This window comes from Actinosynnema sp. NPDC037264 (assembly GCF_055603705.1).
Window position 1 is genome coordinate 61,310 of the sequence record NZ_JBVJVK010000024.1, and the last position, 20,168, is coordinate 81,477.

Consider the following 20,168-nt stretch of genomic DNA (forward strand, 5'->3'; position numbering starts at 1 on the left):
GCGGATGCTGGTGGACCGGCACTTCACCGACCCGGAGGACCCGGAGCAGGTGCGGGCGATGCCGGTCGTGCTGCGGATCGAACGGTCCGCGCCGCCGTCCCGGACCGACGTGCTGGAGGCCGCCGCGGCCGCCGCCATCGCGGTGTGCCTGGACGATCGCGCGCTGCCGGGCGGCGAGTGGCACGACGAGCTGGTGGCGTGGGTGCGCGGCCGGATCCGGAAGGTGACGCGGCGGGCACGGGGCGCGCACTGGGAGGCCGTGCAGTCGTTGCCGGGCGTGACGATCACGGTCGGCAGCGCCTCGGTGCGGGCGTTCCTGCCCGGGCGGGTGGTCGACCTGCCCAAGGAGCTGAGCCGGTTGCAGATCTCGGGCAGCGAGCTGCCCTCCGACGAGCCCGGCCCGATCCCCGCCGGCGCGTGGGAGCTGTGGCTGAACCCGCGGGTGGAGATGACGGCGGGCAAGGCGGCGGCCCAGGTGGGGCATGCGTCGATGCTGCTCGCGCCGCACCTGTCCGACGCCGAGCTGAAGGAGTGGGCGGAGCTGGACTACCGGTGCGCCGTGCGGACGCCGTCGGCGGCGGACTGGGACGCGCTGGTGGCGCGGCCCGACGTCGTGCTGGTCCGGGACGCCGGGTACACCGAGGTCGCGCCCGGCACCGCCACGGTGGCCGTGCACCGACGTTTCGGATGACCGCTTTGCGGTAACCATCCCCGGCGTGGGCCTGTTGGACGTGCTGGACGCCAAGCTCGGTGACGGGCTGGAGAGCCTGCTGTGCGCGCACCACGAGCGCAGGCTGCGCAAGCTCGGGTGGGGTTCGGCCTTCGGCTCGGAGGCCGGCTGGTGGACGCCCCGGCGGCCGGTGCGGACCGGCAACCGGGTCGAGGTGCTGGTGGACGGGCACGAGGTGCTGCCCGCCATCGCGTCGGCGATCTCGTCGGCGCGCAAGTCCGTCCACCTGGCCGGGTGGTGCGCGAGCCCGGACTTCCGGCTGACCCGTGAACCGGGCTCGCCGACGTTGCGCGAGCTGCTGGCGTCGGCCGCGTCCCGGGTGCCGGTGCGCGTGCTGCTGTGGGCGGGGCCGCCGGTGCCGATGTTCGAGCCGACCCGCAAGCGCGTGCTGGCGGCGCAGCGCGAGTTCACGCGCGACAGCGCGGTGCGGTGCGAGATCGACGCCCGGGAGCGGACGCTGCACTGCCACCACGAGAAGATCGTCGTGGTGGACGACGAGGTGGCGTTCGTCGGTGGGATGGACCTGACCGCGGTGGAGGGCGACCGCCACGACACCGCCGAGCACCCGCCCCGCGAGCCGCTGGGCTGGCACGACATCGGGACGCGCCTGCACGGGCCGGTCGTCGCGGACGTGGCCGACCACTTCCGCAGCCGTTGGCAGGAGATCGCCGGCGAGCACCTGCCCCCGCCGACGCCACCCGCGCCCGCCGGGTCGTCCTCGGCCCAGCTCGTGCGCACGATCCCGGAGCGGACCTACGACTTCGCGCCGCGCGGCGAGTTCAGCCTGCTCGACTCCTACCTCCGCGCCCTGCGCTCGGCGACGAGGCTGATCTACCTCGAGAACCAGTTCCTCTGGTCGCCCGAGGTCACCGAGGTCCTGCTCGACAAGCTCCGCACCCCGCCGCACCCGGACTTCCGGGTCGTCCTGGTGCTGCCGCGCAAGCCGAGCAACGGCGCGGACACCACCCGCGGCCAGCTGGGACGCCTGCTGGACGCCGACGACGGCAACCACCGGCTGGTCGCCGCCACGTTGTCCTCGCACGACGGCGCGACGTCCTCGTCGGTCTACGTGCACGCCAAGCTGGCCATCGTGGACGACCGCTGGCTGAGCATCGGCTCGGCCAACCTGAACGAGCACTCCCTGTTCAACGACACCGAGGTCAACGTGGTGACCGACGACGCCACCGTCGCCCGGGACACGCGCCTGCGCCTGTGGTCCGAACACCTGCAACGCCCGCTCGGCGAGGTCACCGCTCCCGCCCACGAGGTGGTCGACCGCCTCTGGCGCCCCACCCTGACCGCCCCGGGCAAGCACCGCCTCACCGCGCTGCCGGGCGTCTCCCGCCGCGCCGGCCGCCTCCAAGGCCCGCTGCGCGGCCTGCTCGTCGACGGCTGACCACGCGTGCCCCGCGTTCGCGTCCCCCGAGTCCTACGCGCAGAACACGCGACCTGCGCAACCGTGGTCAGTCGTTCGCCGCGTCGAGCCGCTTGAGCGCCGCCCGCACGACCTCCGGGTCGTACGTCGTCCAGAACGGCGGCAGCGAGGCGCGCAGGAACCCGCCGTAACGGGCGGTCGCCAAGCGCGGGTCGAGCACCGCGACCACACCCTTGTCGTTCATCGAACGCAGCAGCCGCCCGGCGCCCTGCGCCAGCAGCAGCGCCGCATGGGTCGCCGCCACGGTGAGGAAACCGTTGCCGCCGCGCGACTCCACCGCCTTCTGCCGCGCCGACGCCAACGGGTCGTCCGGTCGCGGGAACGGGATGCGGTCCATCACCACCAGCGACAGCGCGGGCCCCGGCACGTCCACGCCCTGCCACAACGACAACGTGCCGAACAGGCACGTCCGCGCGTCCTCGGCGAACCGCTTCACCAACTGCCCCGTGGCGTCGTCGCCCTGGCACAGCACGGGGTGCTCCACCTTGTCCCGCAACGCCTCCGCCGCCGCCTTCGCCGCACGCATCGACGAGAACAGCCCCAACGTGCGGCCGCCCGCCGCGTTCACCAGACCCTCGATCTCGTCCACATAGGACGGTGGCAGCCCGTCGCGCCCCGGCGGCGGCAGGTGCCGTGCCACGTAGAGGATCCCGCTGGTGCCGTGCTCGAACGGCGAGCCGACGTCCAGCCCGCTCCACCGCGGCGCGCCCAGGTCCGACGGCGGCTCCTTGTCCGTCGCCGTCCCCTCCGCCTTCCGGGCGCTCGACGCCGCCGGCAGCCCCCACTGCCGCGCCAACGTGTCGAACGTGCCGCCCAACGTCAACGTCGCCGAGGTCAGGACCGTGGTCCGCTTCCCGAACAGCCGCTCCCGCAGCAACCCGCCGACGCCCAGCGGCGCGACCCGCAACGACGGCGGCTTGTTGCGATCGGCGAAATCACCCGACACCCAGACCACGTCGTGGTCGGAGTCGAAGGCCTCCAGGATCCGCGTGGCGCAGTCGTGCACGTCGTCCAGCAGCGACATCGCCAACTTGCGCGACGTGGCGCCGTCCACGTCCTCCTTGCGCTCCGGCCCCAACGACGTGATGCACGCGTGCGCCGCGTCCTTGGTCGCCCGCAACGCACCGGCCAACGCCTGCGGCAGGCCGTCCAGCCGACCGGCAGGCATCTCCTCCAGGATCATCGCCAGGCCGTCGCTCGCCTCGGCCATCCGGTCGGCCACGGTCTGGTCGATCAACCGCCCGCAGCGCCGCGCGGCCGTGGCGACCAGGGACGCGCTCAGCTCCTCCGTCGCCACCGACGTCACCCGGTCGACCAGGTCGTGCGCCTCGTCGATCACCACCACGTCGTGGTCGGGCAGGACCTGGTAGCCCTCCAGCGCGTCCACGGCGAGCATCGCGTGGTTGGTCACCACGACGTCCGCCTTGCCCGCCTCGGCCCGCGCCTTCTCGGCGAAGCAGTCCACGCCGATCGGGCACTTGTTCACGCCGAGGCACTCGCGCGCGGTCACGGAGACCTGGCGCCACGCCTGGTCCGTGACGCCCGGCACGAGCTCGTCCCGGTCACCGGTCTCGGTGTCGGACGACCACTCGTGCAGGCGCTTGATCTCGCGGCCCATCTTGGACACCGCGAACGGGTCGAACAGGCCCGCGTCCTCCGGCTCGTCCGGCGCTCCCGTGTGCAGGCGGTGCATGCACAGGTAGTTGCGCCGGCCCTTGAGGATGGCGAACCGCGGCTCGCGCCCCAGTTCCTTGCGCAACGCCTTCGCGAGCCGGGGCAGGTCGCGGTCGACCAGCTGGCGTTGCAGCGCGATGGTGGCGGTGGAGATGACGACCGTCGTCTCCTCGGCCACCGCGTGCCGCAGCGCGGGCACCAGGTAGGCCAGCGACTTGCCCGTGCCGGTGCCCGCCTGGACGGCCAGGTGCTCGCCGGTCCGGATCGACCGCTCGACGGCCTCGGCCATGTCGACCTGGCCCTGGCGTTCGGCCCCGCCCACCGCCTCCACGGCCACGGCGAGCAACGTCCTGGTGTCGGGGATGGCGGTGGTGGCGGGCACGGCGAAGACCGTACCCGCCCACCCCGTCACCGGGGGCCGGACACCCCAACGCGTCCCGAGCGTCGAACGCGGCTGTTCCGCACGTAGGACATGCGTGCCGCGAACGTCGGACACGCGCGTTCGGAACGCAGGACACGCGTGACGCGAACGTCGGACACCCGGGTCACTTGCGGTTGATCAGGGCCCAGGTCGCGGGCAGGAGGCCGGCGGCCAACGTGATCTTCAGCGCGTCGCCCAGCAGGAACGGCGTCACGCCCAGCTGCAGCGCCTTGCCGAAGCCCACCCCCGCCGCGGCCATCAGCCACGGCACGCCGCACGCGTAGATCGCCAGGTTGCCCACCGCCATCGTGCCGACGGTCCGCAACGGCGTCCGGTCACCGCCGCGGGCGGCCAGGTGGCCGACCAGCGCGCCGGCGAACACGAACCCGACCACGTACCCGAGCGACGCGGGCGTGCCCGACGAACCGCCCTGGAACCACGGCACACCGGCCACGCCGGCGACCAGGTAGAGCACCATCGACGCGCCACCGCGCTGCCACCCGAGCGCCGCGCCCACCAGCAGGGCGGCGAAGGTCTGGCCGGTCAGCGGCACGGGGCTGCCCGGCACCGGCAGCGCGACCTGGGCCGCCAGGCCGGTCAGCCCGGCGCCCGCGACGACCAGGGCGATGTCACGCGCGAGAGCGCCCGGGACCAGGTCGGCGAGCACCGCGCGACGGCCGGGAACGGCGAGGACGGACACTTGGGACCTCCCAGAGGATCGACTCACCGGAGGTTAACCGGCGATCACTGGCCGGGTCTTTGTCGAAGCTCTACAAAGTTGGCCATCTCACGCGCGCGGCGTCGGTGGTCCAGCGCCACGCCGCCCGTCGAACGTCCTCACCAGGCGTTCGGGGCGAGGCACGACAAGCGCCACTGACCGAGTCCTGTCCATCGATCGGGGATCGCCCGATAGGGCTGCTTGGTGGTCATCGGGTCGCGGTACGGCGAACCTCATCCCCGGAACGAGTGAGTCCCTTCGGGCGACAGGCCCACGTTCGGTGGCCGTGGTTGGGCGATTCGAGTGGCCGTTGTCCCTCTTTACGGTCAGCAACCCTTAATGCGGCGGGCGTAACGCCGATAGGGGCATTTGGTCGGCCAGACGTTCCGAGGGAGGAGTTCCATGCGGGTGCCCATGACGTGCCGCGCCTCGACGGCCGGACTGGTCGCGGTCGCGGCGCTGGTCGTCGGAGCCGCACCGGCGTCGGCGGCGCCCGGCGATGCCTCGGCCAGGGGCGCGCGGCTGGACCTGTCGCTGACGGGCCGTGACGCGGTGTCGGCCGGCCCGTTCGTCGCCGCCGACGCGGACGGCCCCACCACCGCCACGTTCGCGGGCGTGGACCTGCCGGACGCCCTGAAGACCGGCGTGATCAACGCGTCCGCGTCGCGCGACGACAAGACCGGCGGCGTCGGCTCCCGGGCGAGCGCCGCCGACGTCCGGCTCGACCTGCTCTCGACCGCGACCGTGTCGGCCGACCTGGTCGAAGCCGAGTGCGCGGCCACCCAGAAGGGCCTCACGGGCCAGACCGAACTCGTCGGCCTGGACCTCGGCCGGCTCGACTGGATCGGCGCCCGACCCGCGCCCAACACCACCGTCGACGTCGACCTCGCCGAGGTGGTGCTCAACGAGCAGGTGCGCAACGCCGACGGCAGCCTCACCGTCAACGCCGTCCACGTGACCCTGAGCGGCGCGTCGGGCCCGGTCGGCGACCTGGTGCTCTCGTCGGCCACCTGCGGTCCGGCCGGCCTGCCGATCCCGGCGGCGTCCGGCGCGGGCCTGTGGATCGGGCTCGGCCTGCTCGCCCTGTCCGGCGTGCCCCTCGGCGTGGTGGCACTGCGCCGCCGGCACGAACCCGCGGCGGGCTGAGCCGTGCGCGAGGCCCCCGGCCGCGGTGTCGCGGTCGGCCCGGGAATCGGCTCGTCGGCCGCGACCGGCGCCGGAGTCGCGTGGTGGGTGGTGGCCGCCGCGGTGCTCCGCGTGGCCGGCCCCGCCGCGGCCCGCGGGCGACGAGCGACAGCCGACGAGTAGCGCGCGTGCGCCCCGGCCACGCGCCGACCCCCAGTCGCGCGGCCGGGGCGCCGCACCCACCCGGAACCACCACTCGCAATCGCAGTGAAAGGGAGCAAGGTGAAGGAAGTCGTGCTGCTCGCGGGCACCCGACCCGAAGCGGTGAGGATCGCGCCGGTGGCGCTGGCGCTCGCCGACCACCCGGTGCTCCGGCCCGTGATCGTCCACTGTGGACAGCGCAACGGCGTGGTCGAGCAGGCGCTGGGCGCGTTCGGCCTGGTCGCGGACGTCGAGCTGGACGTGCCGCCGGCCACCGGCGGCCAGGACGGAGTGCCGGCCGGCCTGGTCGCGGAGTTCGACCGGCTGCTGCGCGGGCGCGACCCGGCGGTCGTGCTCGCGCAGGGCGGCACGACCACGGCGCTGGCCGGCGCGCTCGCCGCGTTCTGGCGCGGCATCCCGGTCGCGCACCTGGAAGCCGGGCCGCGCGCGGGCGACCTCGCCGGGCGGTCCCCCGAGGAGGGCGCCCGGCAGCTGATCGCCCGGATCGCCACCCTGCAGCTCGTGCCGACCGACGACGACGCCGCCGCGCTCGTCCGCGAGGGCCTGGCCGACCGCCGGATCGTGGTCACCGGCGACACCGTGGTCGACGCCGTGCAGCAGATCGCCGCCGCCGACCCGCCTGCCCGCGACCCCGACCTCGCGCGGCTCGAACGCGTGCTCGACGAGCGCTCCGAACGCCTCGTGCTGGTCACCGTGCACCGGCGCGAGTCGTGGGGCAGGCCGTTGACGCGCGTGCTGCACGCCGTGCGGGCGATCGCCGACCGGCACCCCGACGTGCGCGTGCTGCTGCCCGCGGACCCGGACCCGCGGGTGCGGGCGGTGGCACGGGCCGTGCTCGGCGGGCACGAGCGGATCGTGGTGACCGACCCGTTGGGCTACTCGGACCTCGTGCGCGCGCTGCGCCGGTCCGCGCTCGTGCTCACGGACTCCGGCGGCATCCAGGAGGAGGCGCCCACGTTCGGCGTGCCGGTGCTGGTGCTGCGCGACACGACCGAGCGGGTCTCCGCGGTGGAGGCGGGCGGGGCGTGGCTGGTCGGCACCGACCCGATCCGGATCATCGCCGAGGCGGGCTGGGTGCTCGGCGCGCGGCTGCGGCTGCCGCGGGGGCGCAACCCGTTCGGCGACGGCCGCGCGGCGATGCGGGTGCGTGGCGCGTTGGAGCGACTCGTCGGTCTGCCGACTGACTTCTCCAGCGCGCCGCTGCCGGTGCGCATCCCGTGCTGACCGCGCTTTGTCACTCGAACAGGTACCGGTTTTCCCCTTGCGGGTGATGTACGCGCGAGATCGTCGGGTCGTGTCCGCCGGAGTTCGATAGTCCTCACGTCCGTGAACAGCAGAAGGGCGACACGATGAAGCAGAACGGAGCGCGCCGGGTCGGCGCCGTGACCGCGGCGCTGGCACTCGGCCTGGTCATCGCCGCGCCACCGGCGTCGGCGGCCAACCCGGCGGGGGTGGCCTCCGTCGGCTCCGCCGAGTTCACCAAGGCGGGCACGCGGGTCACCATCGCGCCGCTGGCGCCGTGCGCGGTCGACGGCACGACGTCGAACTCGTCCGAGGCGGTCAGCCGCACGGGCGTCCGGTTCGGCGCGGGCACGTCGTCGTGCACCACCGCGGTCGCCGACCCGGACAACGGCACGACCACGTCCACGTCCGAGGCGGTCGGTTCGGAGTTCGAGCTGTCGGCGCTGATGTCCGCGGGCGGGCCGCGGCTGCGGGTGGCCAGGTGGAAGGTCACCTGCGTGGGCACCGTGTCCGGCACCAACGCGGGGTGGGCGGCGGACGGCCTGCAGGGCTTCGCGGGGCTGCCCGAGCAGATCCCGACGAACTACGTGCACCAGGTCAAGGCGGGCGACGGCACGGTGCTGGCCACCGCGACGTTCGGCGAGACGACCGTCCCGGACGCGAACGACGGCAGCATCACGATGACCATGCTGCACCTGCGCTTCACCGAGGCGTCCACCGTGACCGGTGACGTCGTCCTCGGCGCGACCGCCTGCTCGCCGACCCCCTGAACCCGCGCGTGCCGAACGCCCGGGCCCCGCGCGTCGAACCTCCAAGGACCTCCGAGTCCACCGTTCAGGACCGCGACCGGCGGACGTGAACACGGAACTCACCCGACCGGAGCGTTCGACTCGCGGGGCCTGAGCGTTCGACTCGCGGGGCCTGAGCGTTCGACACGCGGGGCCCGAGCGTTCGACGCGCGGGCCGGTCAGCCGACGCGAGGGGTGCCCGACAGCGTCACGCCGGCCTCGCCCAGCCGCGTCAACGCGCTGTCCACCGTCGGCTGCGACACGCCCGCCGTCAGGTCCAGCAGCACGGTCGTGGCGAACCCGGCGTTCGCCGCGTCCGTCGCCGTCGCGCGCACGCAGTGGTCGGTGGCGACGCCCACCACGTCCACCTGCTCCACGCCACGCGCCCGCAGCCAGTCCACCAGCTGCTCGCCCGACCGCGAGGAGCCCTCGAACCCCGAGTACGCCGCCGCGTACGCGCCCTTGGAGAACACCTCCTCCACCGCCGTGACGTCGAGCTCCGGGTGGAACGCCGCACCGGCCGTGCCCGCCACGCAGTGCACGGGCCACGAGTCGACGAAGTCCGGCGTCTCGCTGAAGTGCGCACCCGGATCGATGTGGTAGTCGCGCGTCGCCACCACGTGGTCGTACGACGACGAGGCCACGTGCGCCGAGACCGCCGCCGCCACCGCCGCCCCACCGGCCACCGCCAGCGAGCCGCCCTCGCAGAAGTCGACCTGCACGTCCACCACGATCAGCGCCTTGCTCATCTTCCGCCCCCTACAGGAACGTCGTCGGGATCGCGGGCTCGCCGCGGGACAGCTTCAGACCTTCCCACGGCACGGTCACGAGGGCAGCGCGCAGCCGTTCCCGGCTCTCCGCCAACGTGTCCAGGCCGTCCACCCGCCGGCCGGCGCGGACCAGCGGCACGGCCAGCAGCCGGTCGTGCGCGTCCATCGACGGCGCGGAGTCGTGCGGGAACACGACCTCCTCCAACGCCGTCCCGGTCTCCTTGTGCCGCCGCAGCGAGCTCTTGCGCCCGCCGCGCGACTCCTTGTGCGAGCTGCGCTTGGCCACCGGCCGCCCGTCCACCTCGACCAGCTTGTAGACCATGCCCGCGGTCGGCGCGCCGGACCCCGTGACCAGGGACGTGCCCACGCCGTACGCGTCCACCGGCTCCGCGCGCAGCATCGCGATGGAGTACTCGTCCAGGTCGCCCGACACCACGATCCGGGTGTTCCGCGCGCCCAACGAGTCCAGCTGGTCACGCGCCTGCCGCGCCAGCACGCCCAGGTCGCCCGAGTCGATCCGCACCGCGCCCAGCCCCGGCCCCGCCACCTCGACGGCGGTCTTGATGCCGTTGGTGATGTCGTAGGTGTCCACCAGGAGCGTGGTGTCCACGCCCAGCGCCTCGACCTGCGACCGGAACGCCTCCTCCTCGCTGTCGTGCAGCAGGGTGAACGCGTGCGCGCACGTGCCGGCGGTCGGGATGCCGTGCCGCCGCGCCGCCTCCAGGTTCGACGTCGCGGTGAACCCCGCCAGGTACGCGGCGCGGGCCGCCGCCACGGCCGCCTCCTCGTGCGTGCGGCGCGACCCCATCTCGATCATGCGCCGACCGTTGGCCGCGCCCACCATCCGCGCCGCCGCCGAGGCGATGGCGCTGTCGTGGTTGAGGATCGACAGCGCCAGGGTCTCCAGCACCACCCCGACGCCGAACGGCGCCCGCACGGACAGGATCGGCGAGCCCGGGAAGTACAGCTCGCCCTCCGGGTAGCCGTCCACGTCCCCGGTGAACTTGTAGTCCGCCAGCCACGACAGGGTGGCCTCGTCGACCACGTTCGTGCGTTCCAGCAGCTCAAGGTCACGTTCGGTGAACGTGAAGTCGGTGATCGCGTCCAGGAGCCTCCCGGTGCCCGCGACCACCCCGTACCGCCTGCCCTCCGGCAACCGCCGGGCGAAGACCTCGAAGACGCACGGCCGGTCGGCGGTGCCGTCGCGCAGCGCCGCGGCCAGCATCGTCAACTCGTAGTGGTCGGTGAACAGCGACGTCGACATGCGGGGAAGCCTAAGCCGTGGGCCAGGGTGCCCCTGCGGGCTCCACCGCGGACCGGAACATGACACCATTGGCGGTATGACCACGCCCGTCGAGCATGAGCGGACGCAGGTTGACCCGGCCGGCGAGGAGGTCCGCACCGAGGACCGCCCGTGGCAGACCCTGGTCTGGAACGACCCGGTGAACCTGATGTCCTACGTGACGTACGTGTTCCAGAAGCTGTTCGGCTACAGCCGCGACCACGCGACCAAGCTGATGCTGGACGTGCACCACAAGGGCAGGGCGATCGTGTCGTCGGGGAGCAAGGACAAGGTGGAGGCCGACGTGGCCAAGCTGCACGCGGCCGGGCTCTGGGCGACCATGCAGCGTTCGTCGTGAAGAAGTGGACACGCACCGGCGACCAGGTGCTCGGCCGGTTCGACCGGCAGGAAGCAGCCGTGGTGCGCGGCCTGGTGAGCCAGATCCAGGACATGCTGATGGCACGCGCGGAGGAGGCGCCGCAGGACGAGCTGGCGGAGCTGACCGGCATCCGCACCGGCCCGTCCACGCCGCCGGACGACCCGATCCTGGGTCGGCTGCTGCCCGACTTCCACCGGCTCGACCCCGACGCGCCCGATCCGGCCGAGGTCGACTCGGCCAACGCGCTGCGGTCGCTGCACGAGCCCGAGCTGCTCGACCTGAAGACCGGTGTCGCGGCGGTGGTGCTCCAGACGTGCCCGCCCGACGGCGGTGAGGTGCGGCTGGCGCTGGACCAGGCCGAGGCGTGGCTGTCGGCGTTGAACGACGTGCGGCTGGCGTTGGGGACGGCGCTGGACGTGCAGGAGGACATGCCGGACGAGCTGCCGCCGGACGACCCGCGGTCGCCGCACCTGGGTGTGTACCACTGGTTGACGTGGGTGCAGGAGACGCTGATCGAAGCGGTCATGGCCTGATGCTGGTCGGGCGTGCGCCGGGGGCGGTGGTGCTGCTGGCGCCCGCGGGCGCGGTGGCCGGGGTGGACGCCCGGGGCGCGCCGGTCGGCACGCGTGAGCTGGACCTGCTCGACCCGTCGACGTTGGTGCGGCGGGTGCACGCCGTGGTGCTGGGCGGGCCTTCGGCCGTGGACGGCGTCGTGCGCTGGCTGGCCGAGCGCGGCTACGGGTTCCCGGTGGGCACGCGCCCGTTCGAGGTGGTCCCGATCGTGCCGGCCGCGGAGGCCTTGGGCCTGCCTCCGGCCGACGGCTACGAGGTGTGCGCGTCCGCCGTGCCCCTCGACGTGCCCGCGCTGGCCCTGATCGGCTCGACCGCCGTCGGCCTGGTCGTGGTGGACGCCGACCTGGACCCGGCGGAGTGCCGGAGGGTCGCGATGTCCGCGCACGACGCCTTCGCCCGCGCCGGCGTGACCGTGCCCGCCACCGTCTTCGCGGTGGCCACCGGCAACCCGACCGGCACCCCGCTGAACGACCTCTGCACCACCGCCACCACCGCCCTCCACCACGCCACCGGCCGGTCCTGAGCGCTCGACTCACGCGTCCTGCGTTCCGGTCAGGCTCGTCCTACGTTCGGAAACCTGAGTTCAACGCCCGCGAAGCGGGTAACCCGGCGGTATGGCGGGTGTGCAGAGGGCGTTCAGGTGGGTGCGGACCAGTCCGGCGGTCGGCAAGGCGGCCGGTGCGCTGGCGGAGGCGGTGCCGGCGACGTTGCGCAGGCGCGAGGTGACCGACCTGCTGCGGGCACGGGCGCTCGGCCGGCCCGTGCACCCGGCGCTGGTGGCGCTGCCCATCGGGCTGTACGCGGCGTCGGCGGCGCTGGACCTCATGCCGGGCAGCGGCAAGGCGGCCCGCGCCGTGATCGGCGCCGGGCTGGCGATCGCGCCCGCCGCCCTGGCCACCGAACTGGCCGAGTACGGCACGTTGGGCGAGGAGCAGCGGCGCACGGCGTTCGTGCAGCTGACGGCCAACGCGGCGGCGAACGTGTGCTACCTCACGTCCTTCCGCCTCCGCGGCCACGGCTTCGGCGTCGTGGCCAGGGCCGTCTCGGCCCTCGGGCTCGCGGCCCTCGGCGCGGGCGGTCTGCTCGGCGTCCGGACGGCCGATCCCGCCGCACCCGGAGACGTGCGCGAACCGGTGTAGTGCGGGTTCTCACACGGCGGGACACCTTCCCCCACCACGTAGGATGGTGGGGTGCTGGTGATTCGCCGTGACCTCGTGGACGCGATGGTGGCGCATGCCCGTCGCGACCACCCGGACGAGGCATGCGGGATCATCGCGGGCCCGGAGGGCTCCGACCGCCCGGAGCGGTTCATCGCGATGGACAACGCCGAGCGCTCGCCGACGTTCTACCGCTTCGACTCGATGGAGCAGCTGCGCGTCCACCGCGAGATGAGCGCCAACGACGAGGAAACGATCGTCGTCTACCACTCGCACACCGCGACCGAGGCGTACCCGTCCCGCACGGACGTCTCCTACGCGAGCGAGCCCCAGGCGCACTACGTGCTCATCTCCACCCGTGACCCGGAGCAGCACGAGCTGCGCTCCTACCGGATCGTGGACGGCGTGGTGACCGAAGAGCCGGTCGAGGTCGTGGAGTCGTACATGTTCGCCCACACCGGCGCCGACGACACGCCCGACTGTCCCTGAGCCCTCCAGGTGCGCCCGCGCACCACACGTGGCACCACCTCACCAAACCCGGCTCCTCGGAGGTTCCAGCATGGCCGTCACCGTCTCCATCCCCACGATCCTGCGCACCCACACCGGTGGGCAGAAGTCCGTCGAGGCCGCGGGCGCGACGCTCGCGGAGGTCATCGACGACCTGGAGACCAACCACGGTGGCCTGAAGCAGCGCCTGGTCAAGGAAGGCGCGCTCCACCGGTTCGTCAACGTCTACGTCAACGACGAGGACGTGCGGTTCGCGGGCGGCCTCGGCGCCGCGGTCAAGGACGGCGACACCGTGACGATCCTCCCGGCCGTCGCGGGCGGCTGACCCCACCCCGGAAGGACCCACTGCGGAGGAAGCGATCGTGGCCCGGTACGAGTCACTGCTCGACACCGTCGGCGGCACGCCCCTGGTGGGGCTGCCCCGGCTGTCGCCGTCGAAGGACGTGCGGCTGTGGGCGAAGCTGGAGGACCGCAACCCGACCGGCTCGATCAAGGACCGCCCGGTCCTGATGATGATCGAGGAGGCCGAGCGGAACGGGGTGCTCACGCCGGGCTGCACGATCCTCGAGCCGACGTCGGGCAACACCGGCATCGCCCTCGCCATGGCCGCCAAGCTCAAGGGCTACGGCCTGGTGTGCGTGATGCCGGAGAACACGTCCACCGAGCGCAAGCAGCTGCTGCAGGCCTACGGCGCGCGGATCGTGTTCTCGCCTGCGGCGGGCGGCTCGAACCAGGCCGTGGCGCTGGCGAAGGAGCTCTCCGCGCAGAACCCGGACTGGGTGATGCTCTACCAGTACGGCAACCCGGCGAACCCCGGCGCGCACTACCACGGCACCGGGCCGGAGCTGCTGAAGGACCTGCCGACGATCACGCACTTCGTCGCGGGCCTGGGCACCACCGGCACGCTGGTCGGCGTCGGTCGCTACCTGCGCGAGCACAAGCCGGACGTGCAGGTCATCGCGGCCGAGCCGCGGTACGGCGAGCTGGTGTACGGGCTGCGCAACCTCGACGAGGGCTTCGTGCCCGAGCTGTACGACGCCGAGGTGCTGACCGGTCGCTACTCGGTCGGCTCGTACGACGCGCTGCGCCGCACCCGGCAGCTGCTGGAGGTGGAGGGCATCTTCGCGGGCATCTCCACCGGCGCGATCCTGCACGCGGCGCTGGCCGCGGCGGAGAAGGCGGCGGCGCGCGGTGAGTCTGCGGACGTGGCGTTCGTCGTCGCGGACGCGGGGTGGAAGTACCTGTCCACCGGCGCGTACGCGGGGACGTTGGACGAGGCCGCGGAACGGCTCGACGGTCACCTCTGGGCCTGAGGCCCGAGAAGGGAGAAGGGCCCCGCGGGCATGTGCGGGGCCCTTCTCGTCTCAGCCGATCGCGCACGCGACGCCGTTGAGCGTGAACGAGCTCGGCTTGTCCGTGTTGCCGTTGTGGGTGGCCTGGAACCCGATGCCGACGGACGCGCCCGCGGCGAGCGCGCCGTTGTAGGACGCGTTGCGCGCCGTGACGGCGCCGCTGGTGGGGGAGTAGGTGGCGTTCCACCCGCTGGTGATGGTCTGCCCACTGGGCAGGGTGAACGCGAGCTGCCAGCCGTTGATCGCGTTGGTGGACGTGTTGGCGATGGTGATGCTCGCGGTCAGGCCGGTGTTCCAGCTGTTGACGCCGTAGGTGACCTTGCAGCCGCCGGGCGGCGGGGTGGTCGTGGTCGTCGTGGTTGTGGTCGTGGTGGTGGTCGACGTCGTCGTGGACGTCGTGGTCGTGGTGGTGTCGCCGGGCTTGTCCAGCCCGAAGAACTGGATGGCGCGCAACGCCATGCCCGCGCCCATCAGGTTGTGGCCGGTGCCCTGCATGGAGATGGCCTCGACCTTGTCGCCGTAACGGGTGCGCGTCCACCCGGACTGCGGGCTGTCGCTGGAGGTCGGCGTGGTGGACAGGCCGTGGACGTTGGTCCACTGGTCGATCGTCTCGCCGAAGTTCGGGTACCGCAGCGTGTCGTCCGCGGTGCCGTGCCAGAGCTGCACGCGCGGCCGGGCGCCGCTGTAGCCGGGGTACATGCCGCGGGCGAGGTTGCCCCACTCCTGCGGCGTGCGCAGCACCTGGCCGTTGGCGCAGGCGCTGTTCCAGCCCGAACCGTCGGTGGTGGCGAAGCAGGTGGCGGGCACGCCCGCGAACGCGGCGCCCGCGGCGAACACGTCCGGGTAGTTGCCCAGCATGACGTTCGTGGTCATGGCGCCGGACGAGACGCCGGTGACGAACACGCGGCCCGTGTCCCCGTTGTAGCGCTGGAGCACGTACCGGACCATCGACATCAGGCCGACCGGGTCGCTGCCGCCGTCGCGCCGCAGCGCCTGCGGGCTCGACACGTCGAAGCACTGCCCGCTTCGCGTCGCCGACGGGTAGATCACGATGAAGCCGTACTGGTCGGCCAGCCGGGCGAAGTCCGTGCCCGAGTGGAACGCCGGGCCGGTGCCCGTGCAGTAGTGCACGGCCAGCAGCACGCCCGGCCTGGCCTGGGTGCGGTCCGGCACGTACAGGTGCATGCGCAGGTTGCTGGGGTTGGCGCCGAAGCCGGTGACCTCGGTCAGCGTGGCGGCCGACGCCTGCGGTGCGGCGACGAGGGCCAGCACGAAGGCCGCGGCGACGGCCAGGGAGCTCACGATCGCGCCGAGGACCTTCACGGGGCCACCACCCGTCCGGCGCCGTCGATGCGGCCGGGGCAGAGGTTCTTGGCCGCCAGGCCCTGGACGATGCGCGGCACCGCGTTGACCGTGTTCTGGTAGCTCGCGTGCATGAGCACGATGCCGCCTGCGTTCGCGCTGGTCGCGGCGCGCACGATGGCGTCGGTGGACGCGCCGTTCCAGTCCTGCGTGTCGACCGACCAGATGACCTGGGTCAGGCCGAGCCTGCGCGCCTCGGTCTGCACGGTGGAGTTCGTCGCGCCGTAGGGCGGGCGGAACAGCGTCGGCGTCTGGCCGGTGGCGTTGCGGATCGCGTTCTGGGTGTCGCCGAGCTCCTTGGCCACGGCGGCGGCGCTCAGGTTCGTCAGGTACGGGTGCGACCACGAGTGGTTGCCGACCCACATGCCCGCCTGCGCGGTCTCGCGCGTCAGTTGCGGCTGCTGCTGCACGCGTGAGCCGAGGTCGAAGAACGTGGCCCGCGCGCCCGCCGAGCGCAGCGCGCTCAACAAGGGACGGGTGAACTGCGCGTTCGGACCGTCGTCGTAGGTCAGCGCGACGTACCCGTTGCAGGCGAGCGCGACCGGCCCCGCTTCCGGGGCGGGCGCGGCACCCGCGGTGTTCGCGGACAGCAGTGGCGCGATCACCAGCAGCACCACGGCCAGAAGGGTCCTCATGACCATTCCCTCCTCCTTGAGGATCACGGCGTGAGTTGTCGTCACTATGTGTCGCGGACTGGTCGCGGACAATGAGTTTCGTGAATGTTGCGAGTCTCAAATGGCGTGATGAGCTGCGGCAACGACCGGTGCGCCCGTCCGGTCGCGCCGGCTGCGCCCGGAAACTTTCGACCGGTGGCGCCGTGGTGGGTCCTAATCTTCCGAGTGACGTCCCGAGGTAATGGCGAAACAGGGCCCGGCCGTCCTCGCGGAATTGCCGCGTTACCGAATGCGCTTCGGAAAGCCGCAGGCCCGTACAGGCTCCCGACCTCGGTTGATGCATTCGAGTGAACCTGTGTGGCGGTCGATTACAATGGCCGGCACCCACGGTGTTCCCGCATTTTTGCCGTCCTCGGTCCTGCTATCGTTTAGCCCATGCAATTGACGGTGCTCGGGTGTGCGGGCAGCGCGCCGGGACCCGATCTGCCGACCTCCGGGTACCTGGTGGAGGCGGGCGGCGTGCGGATCGTGATGGAGCTCGGCAGCGGGGTGTTCGGCCCGCTCACGCGGCTCTGCGACCCGTTCGAGCTCGACGCCGTGCTGCTGTCGCACCTGCACCTCGACCACTGCGCCGACTTCGGCTCGCTCGCCGTGCACCGGCGCGAGCACCCGGAGCCGCCCTACGACGTCACCGAACGCCGGTTGCCGGTGTTCGCGCCGTCGCACGCGCCGTCCCGCCTGGCCAACGCGCACGCCGCCGACCGGGCCTCGCTGGCGACGACGGACCTGGCCGAGACCTTCGACTTCGTCCCGCTCGCGCCCGGCCGGTACGCCATCGGCCCGGTGGAGGTCGAGGTGGCCGCCATGCGCCACATCTGCGAGGCCTACGGGTTCCGCATCACCTACGGCGGCGCGTCGCTGGTGTTCTCCGGCGACACGGTGCCGTGCCCGGAGCTGGTGCGGCTGGCCGAGGGCGCCGACCTGCTGCTGGCCGACTCGGCGTGGCGCGAGCAGGCGGGCCGCGCCGACTACCTGCACATGAGCGGGCAGGAGGCGGGCGAGGTGGCCAAGGCCGCCGGCGTCGACCGCCTGGTCCTGACCCACGTCCTGCCGTGGTCGGACCACGACGGCGTGCTGAGCGACGCGGCGGAGGCGTTCCCGGGCCCGGTCGAGCTGGCCGCGCCGGGCGCCACCTACACCCTCTAGCCGCCGGTCACCGAGCTAGCGCCTGTTTCACAAGTCTCGTTCGATGAGAGTCGCGCCTGAGGTGGTTCCCGGCGGTGCGGCCGAATGGGCCGCATACCGCTGTTGTATGTGGCCCATTCGGTCGTGCCCCCGGGGGCCGCCTCAGGCCCGACTATCGCGAACACGGACTTGTGAAACAGGCGCTAGCCCGCGAACGCGGTCGACGGCAGGCCCTCGCCGACGCCCGGCAGCACCAGGACCGAACCGGCCAGCTCGCTCAACGCGTCACCGCTCAACCCGACGCGCGCGGTCGTCACGTACAGGTCGGTGAAGTCCGCGCCGCCGAACGCGCACGCCGTCGGCTGGCCGACCGGCAGCTCGACCTCCCGGTCCAGCACGCCGTCCGGCGTGTACCGGTGCAACGCCGCACCGCCCCACAGCGCGACCCAGATCGCGCCGGACGCGTCCACGGTGAGGCCGTCGGGCAGCCCGCGCGGCACGTCGACCAGCGGACGGCGGTTGGTCGCCTCACCGGTCTCGCGGTCGTAGTCGAGGACGTCGATCCGCCGCTCCGCCGAGTCGATGTAGTACATGAGCGCGGCGTCGGGGCTCCAGCCGATGCCGTTGCTGACGCTCACCTTGTCCAGCACGACCTTCGCGTCGCCGCTCGGCTCCACGCGGGCCAGCCAGCCGCCGGGGTCCTCGTCGTACCGCATCGTGCCCGCCCACAGCCGGCCCGCCGGGTCGATCGCCGCGTCGTTGCCCCGCACGCCGTCGCGGGCCCAGTAGACGAGCCACGTCTTGACGCCGTCCCGGTCGATCAGCGCCACGCCGTCGCGCAGGTTCAGCACCAGGCCGCCGCGGGTCCGTGGCTTGGCCGCGCCCACGTGCTGCGGCACTTCGAGGACGGCGTCGTCGTCGCGCGAGGGGTTGTACCGGTGCACCTCGCTGCCGAGGACGTCCACCCAGAGCAGCGTTCCGCTGGCGTGGTCCCACGTGGGGGCCTCACCCAGTTCCGCTTCGGCCCGCACCGCCACATCGATCGACACCGGCACAGCCTACGGTCACGCACCGGTCGCTTATGGGCGAAAGACGGAGAAGTCACGCTGGGCGGAAGTCCGGCTGAACCACCGGATCCACGCGTAGCCTGGTGACGTGGATCCCACCGGCCCCTTCACCCCGCCGACGCCCGACCCGGTGGTCGCCGCGCCCAAGCAGGCCAAGCCCTTGGCCAAGCGCGTCGTGCCGCCGAGGCCCGTGCTGTCGGCCGTGGTCGTGCTCGGCTTCGTCGGCCTGCTCTACGTCGTCGAGGCGATCGACACCGTGCTCGGCGGCCGGCTCGACGACGACGGCGTGATCCCGCGTGATTTCAGCGAGTGGGACAACATCCTGTGGTTCCCGCTGCTGCACGGCGACTGGACCCACCTGACCGGCAACGCGGTGCCGCTGCTCGTGCTGTCCTACCTGGCCACCTCCGCCGGGATCAAGCAGTTCTTCCAGGTCACCGCGGTCATCTGGCTGACCAGCGGCCTCGGTGTGTGGATCTTCGGCTCCTACGGCAGCCACATCGGCGCGTCCGGCCTCGTCTTCGGCTTCCTGGTGTTCCTGCTGGTGCGCGGCATCTTCGCGCGCAGCCCGCTGCAGATCCTGCTGGCCGTGGTCGTCTTCGCGGTCTACGGCGCGGCGCTGTGGGGCGTGCTGCCGGGCCAGCCGGGCATCTCCTGGGAAGGCCACCTGTTCGGCGCGCTCGGCGGCGTCCTGGCGGCGTGGGGCGTCGCCCGGGATGCCAGGAAGAGCGCCCGGACTACGCTCGACGCGTGACCGTCACCGCCGATTCGCCCATCGCGATCTTCGACTCCGGCGTCGGCGGGCTGACCGTCGCACGGGCGATCATGGACCAGTTGCCGGGCGAGCGGATCCGCTACGTCGGCGACACGGTCAACTGCCCGTACGGCCCGCTGCCCATCGCCGAGGCGCGCAAGTACGCCCTCGAAGTGATGGACCGGCTGGTCGCCGACGGCGCGAAGCTGCTGGTCATCGCCTGCAACACGGCGTCCGCGGCCTGCCTGCGCGACGCGCGCGAGCGCTACGACATCCCGGTGGTCGAGGTCGTGCTGCCCGCCGTGCGCCGGGCGGCCGCCACCACGCGCACGGGCCGGATCGGCGTCATCGGCACGGCGGGCACGGTCGCGTCCGGCGCGTACCAGGACGCGTTCGCCGCCGCACGGGACATCGAGGTCACCGCGGTCGCGTGCCCCCGGTTCGTGGACTTCGTGGAGCGCGGCACCACCTCCGGCCGCCAGGTGCTGGGCCTGGCCCAGGCCTACCTGGAACCGCTGCAGCGGGCCGAGGTCGACACGCTCGTCCTCGGCTGCACGCACTACCCGCTGCTGACCGGCGTGCTGCAGATCGTGATGGGCGACGGCGTGACGCTCGTCTCCAGCGCCGAGGAGACCGTGAAGGACGTCGTGCGGGTGCTCACGGAGCGCGACCTGTTCCGCGACGGCGACCCCGACCAGCGGTTCAGCTGCACCGGTCCGGTCGAGCCGTTCGCCAGGCTGGCACGCCGATTCCTGCCCGGGTTGGAAAAGGCGACCTTCCACGCCCACGGCTGACCTGGCACGCTCCACGG

Annotated in this window: 22 protein-coding genes; 15 read left to right on the forward strand and 7 right to left on the reverse strand. The window is 72.9% G+C overall.

Going from position 1 to position 20,168, the window contains the following annotated elements; all coding sequences use genetic code 11:
- Window positions 1-4: 4 nt before the first annotated feature.
- Together ACZ7GX_RS24935 and ACZ7GX_RS24940 are read left to right on the forward strand one after the other, a co-directional pair.
- A complete protein-coding gene (locus tag ACZ7GX_RS24935) occupies window positions 5-691 on the forward strand; it encodes a peptidyl-tRNA hydrolase (RefSeq protein ID WP_498780038.1) in 687 nt (228 codons plus the stop codon).
- A gap of 25 nt (window positions 692-716) precedes the next feature.
- Complete coding sequence (locus ACZ7GX_RS24940; RefSeq protein WP_498779959.1) at window positions 717-2,126, forward strand: phospholipase D-like domain-containing protein; 1,410 nt, start codon at window positions 717-719, stop codon at window positions 2,124-2,126.
- Window positions 2,127-2,193: 67 nt separating this feature from the next.
- On the opposite strand, the gene ACZ7GX_RS24945 is transcribed toward ACZ7GX_RS24940, so the two are convergent.
- Window positions 2,194-4,221 carry an ATP-dependent DNA helicase gene (locus ACZ7GX_RS24945; protein ID WP_498779961.1) on the reverse strand — a complete coding sequence of 676 codons (2,028 nt, stop codon included), beginning with the start codon at window positions 4,219-4,221 and terminating at the stop codon, window positions 2,194-2,196.
- A gap of 163 nt (window positions 4,222-4,384) precedes the next feature.
- On the reverse strand, window positions 4,385-4,960 hold the full coding sequence (locus ACZ7GX_RS24950; protein ID WP_498779962.1) for a biotin transporter BioY: 576 nt from the start codon (window positions 4,958-4,960) through the stop codon (window positions 4,385-4,387).
- A 420-nt stretch (window positions 4,961-5,380) separates the two neighbouring features.
- On the opposite strand from ACZ7GX_RS24950, the gene ACZ7GX_RS24955 reads away from it, so the two are divergent.
- From ACZ7GX_RS24955 to ACZ7GX_RS24965, 3 genes are all read left to right on the forward strand, one after another.
- Window positions 5,381-6,124, forward strand: a complete 744-nt coding sequence (locus ACZ7GX_RS24955; RefSeq protein WP_498779964.1) for a choice-of-anchor protein CoaP — start codon at window positions 5,381-5,383, stop codon at window positions 6,122-6,124.
- Window positions 6,125-6,385: 261 nt separating this feature from the next.
- Window positions 6,386-7,549 (forward strand): non-hydrolyzing UDP-N-acetylglucosamine 2-epimerase, encoded by a 1,164-nt coding sequence (gene wecB / locus ACZ7GX_RS24960; RefSeq protein ID WP_498779966.1) that lies wholly within the window; start codon window positions 6,386-6,388, stop codon window positions 7,547-7,549.
- Window positions 7,550-7,674: 125 nt separating this feature from the next.
- A complete protein-coding gene (locus tag ACZ7GX_RS24965; RefSeq protein ID WP_498779968.1) occupies window positions 7,675-8,337 on the forward strand; it encodes a hypothetical protein in 663 nt (220 codons plus the stop codon).
- A 197-nt stretch (window positions 8,338-8,534) separates the two neighbouring features.
- Here ACZ7GX_RS24965 and ACZ7GX_RS24970 read toward each other — a convergent pair whose 3' ends face one another.
- On the reverse strand, window positions 8,535-9,104 hold the full coding sequence (locus tag ACZ7GX_RS24970) for an isochorismatase family protein (RefSeq protein WP_498779969.1): 570 nt from the start codon (window positions 9,102-9,104) through the stop codon (window positions 8,535-8,537).
- Window positions 9,105-9,114: 10 nt separating this feature from the next.
- Window positions 9,115-10,389, reverse strand: a complete 1,275-nt coding sequence (locus ACZ7GX_RS24975) for a nicotinate phosphoribosyltransferase (RefSeq protein WP_498779971.1) — start codon at window positions 10,387-10,389, stop codon at window positions 9,115-9,117.
- 76 nt (window positions 10,390-10,465) lie between these two features.
- Here ACZ7GX_RS24975 and clpS point away from each other — a divergent pair, with 76 nt between their 5' ends.
- The 7 genes from clpS (at window position 10,466) to ACZ7GX_RS25010 (ending at window position 14,336) form a co-directional block, all read left to right on the forward strand.
- Window positions 10,466-10,765 carry an ATP-dependent Clp protease adapter ClpS gene (gene clpS / locus ACZ7GX_RS24980; RefSeq protein ID WP_033438448.1) on the forward strand — a complete coding sequence of 100 codons (300 nt, stop codon included), beginning with the start codon at window positions 10,466-10,468 and terminating at the stop codon, window positions 10,763-10,765.
- The gene (locus ACZ7GX_RS24985) at window positions 10,762-11,319 is read left to right on the forward strand and encodes a DUF2017 domain-containing protein (RefSeq protein ID WP_498779973.1); all 558 of its coding nucleotides are present in this window, start codon (window positions 10,762-10,764) and stop codon (window positions 11,317-11,319) included. Before clpS ends, ACZ7GX_RS24985 begins: the two co-directional genes overlap by 4 nt.
- Window positions 11,319-11,882: a peptidase S58, DmpA gene (locus tag ACZ7GX_RS24990; protein ID WP_498779974.1), complete on the forward strand. Its 564-nt coding sequence runs from the start codon at window positions 11,319-11,321 to the stop codon at window positions 11,880-11,882. The genes ACZ7GX_RS24985 and ACZ7GX_RS24990 overlap by 1 nt, the downstream gene beginning before the upstream one ends.
- A gap of 91 nt (window positions 11,883-11,973) precedes the next feature.
- A complete protein-coding gene (locus tag ACZ7GX_RS24995; protein ID WP_498779975.1) occupies window positions 11,974-12,498 on the forward strand; it encodes a DUF2231 domain-containing protein in 525 nt (174 codons plus the stop codon).
- A gap of 51 nt (window positions 12,499-12,549) precedes the next feature.
- Window positions 12,550-13,005: a M67 family metallopeptidase gene (locus ACZ7GX_RS25000; RefSeq protein ID WP_367131722.1), complete on the forward strand. Its 456-nt coding sequence runs from the start codon at window positions 12,550-12,552 to the stop codon at window positions 13,003-13,005.
- Between the two features lie 70 nt (window positions 13,006-13,075).
- Complete coding sequence (locus ACZ7GX_RS25005) at window positions 13,076-13,348, forward strand: MoaD/ThiS family protein (protein ID WP_230566056.1); 273 nt, start codon at window positions 13,076-13,078, stop codon at window positions 13,346-13,348.
- 37 nt (window positions 13,349-13,385) lie between these two features.
- Window positions 13,386-14,336: a PLP-dependent cysteine synthase family protein gene (locus ACZ7GX_RS25010; RefSeq protein ID WP_498779978.1), complete on the forward strand. Its 951-nt coding sequence runs from the start codon at window positions 13,386-13,388 to the stop codon at window positions 14,334-14,336.
- 51 nt (window positions 14,337-14,387) lie between these two features.
- On the opposite strand, the gene ACZ7GX_RS25015 is transcribed toward ACZ7GX_RS25010, so the two are convergent.
- Both ACZ7GX_RS25015 and ACZ7GX_RS25020 read right to left on the reverse strand, forming a co-directional pair.
- Window positions 14,388-15,698 (reverse strand): extracellular catalytic domain type 1 short-chain-length polyhydroxyalkanoate depolymerase, encoded by a 1,311-nt coding sequence (locus ACZ7GX_RS25015; RefSeq protein WP_498779980.1) that lies wholly within the window; start codon window positions 15,696-15,698, stop codon window positions 14,388-14,390.
- Window positions 15,695-16,372 carry a polysaccharide deacetylase family protein gene (locus ACZ7GX_RS25020; RefSeq protein WP_498779982.1) on the reverse strand — a complete coding sequence of 226 codons (678 nt, stop codon included), beginning with the start codon at window positions 16,370-16,372 and terminating at the stop codon, window positions 15,695-15,697. The genes ACZ7GX_RS25015 and ACZ7GX_RS25020 overlap by 4 nt, the downstream gene beginning before the upstream one ends.
- Before the next feature lie 414 nt (window positions 16,373-16,786).
- Here ACZ7GX_RS25020 and ACZ7GX_RS25025 point away from each other — a divergent pair, with 414 nt between their 5' ends.
- Complete coding sequence (locus tag ACZ7GX_RS25025; protein ID WP_498779983.1) at window positions 16,787-17,557, forward strand: MBL fold metallo-hydrolase; 771 nt, start codon at window positions 16,787-16,789, stop codon at window positions 17,555-17,557.
- A 182-nt stretch (window positions 17,558-17,739) separates the two neighbouring features.
- Here the strand turns inward: ACZ7GX_RS25025 and ACZ7GX_RS25030 are convergent, their stop codons facing one another.
- On the reverse strand, window positions 17,740-18,585 hold the full coding sequence (locus ACZ7GX_RS25030) for an SMP-30/gluconolactonase/LRE family protein (RefSeq protein ID WP_498779985.1): 846 nt from the start codon (window positions 18,583-18,585) through the stop codon (window positions 17,740-17,742).
- A 106-nt stretch (window positions 18,586-18,691) separates the two neighbouring features.
- Between ACZ7GX_RS25030 and ACZ7GX_RS25035 the strand changes: the two genes are divergently transcribed.
- Together ACZ7GX_RS25035 and murI are read left to right on the forward strand one after the other, a co-directional pair.
- Window positions 18,692-19,357 carry a rhomboid family intramembrane serine protease gene (locus tag ACZ7GX_RS25035; RefSeq protein WP_498779987.1) on the forward strand — a complete coding sequence of 222 codons (666 nt, stop codon included), beginning with the start codon at window positions 18,692-18,694 and terminating at the stop codon, window positions 19,355-19,357.
- On the forward strand, window positions 19,354-20,151 hold the full coding sequence (murI, locus tag ACZ7GX_RS25040) for a glutamate racemase (RefSeq protein ID WP_498779988.1): 798 nt from the start codon (window positions 19,354-19,356) through the stop codon (window positions 20,149-20,151). Before ACZ7GX_RS25035 ends, murI begins: the two co-directional genes overlap by 4 nt.
- The last annotated feature ends 17 nt before the right edge of the window (window positions 20,152-20,168 follow it).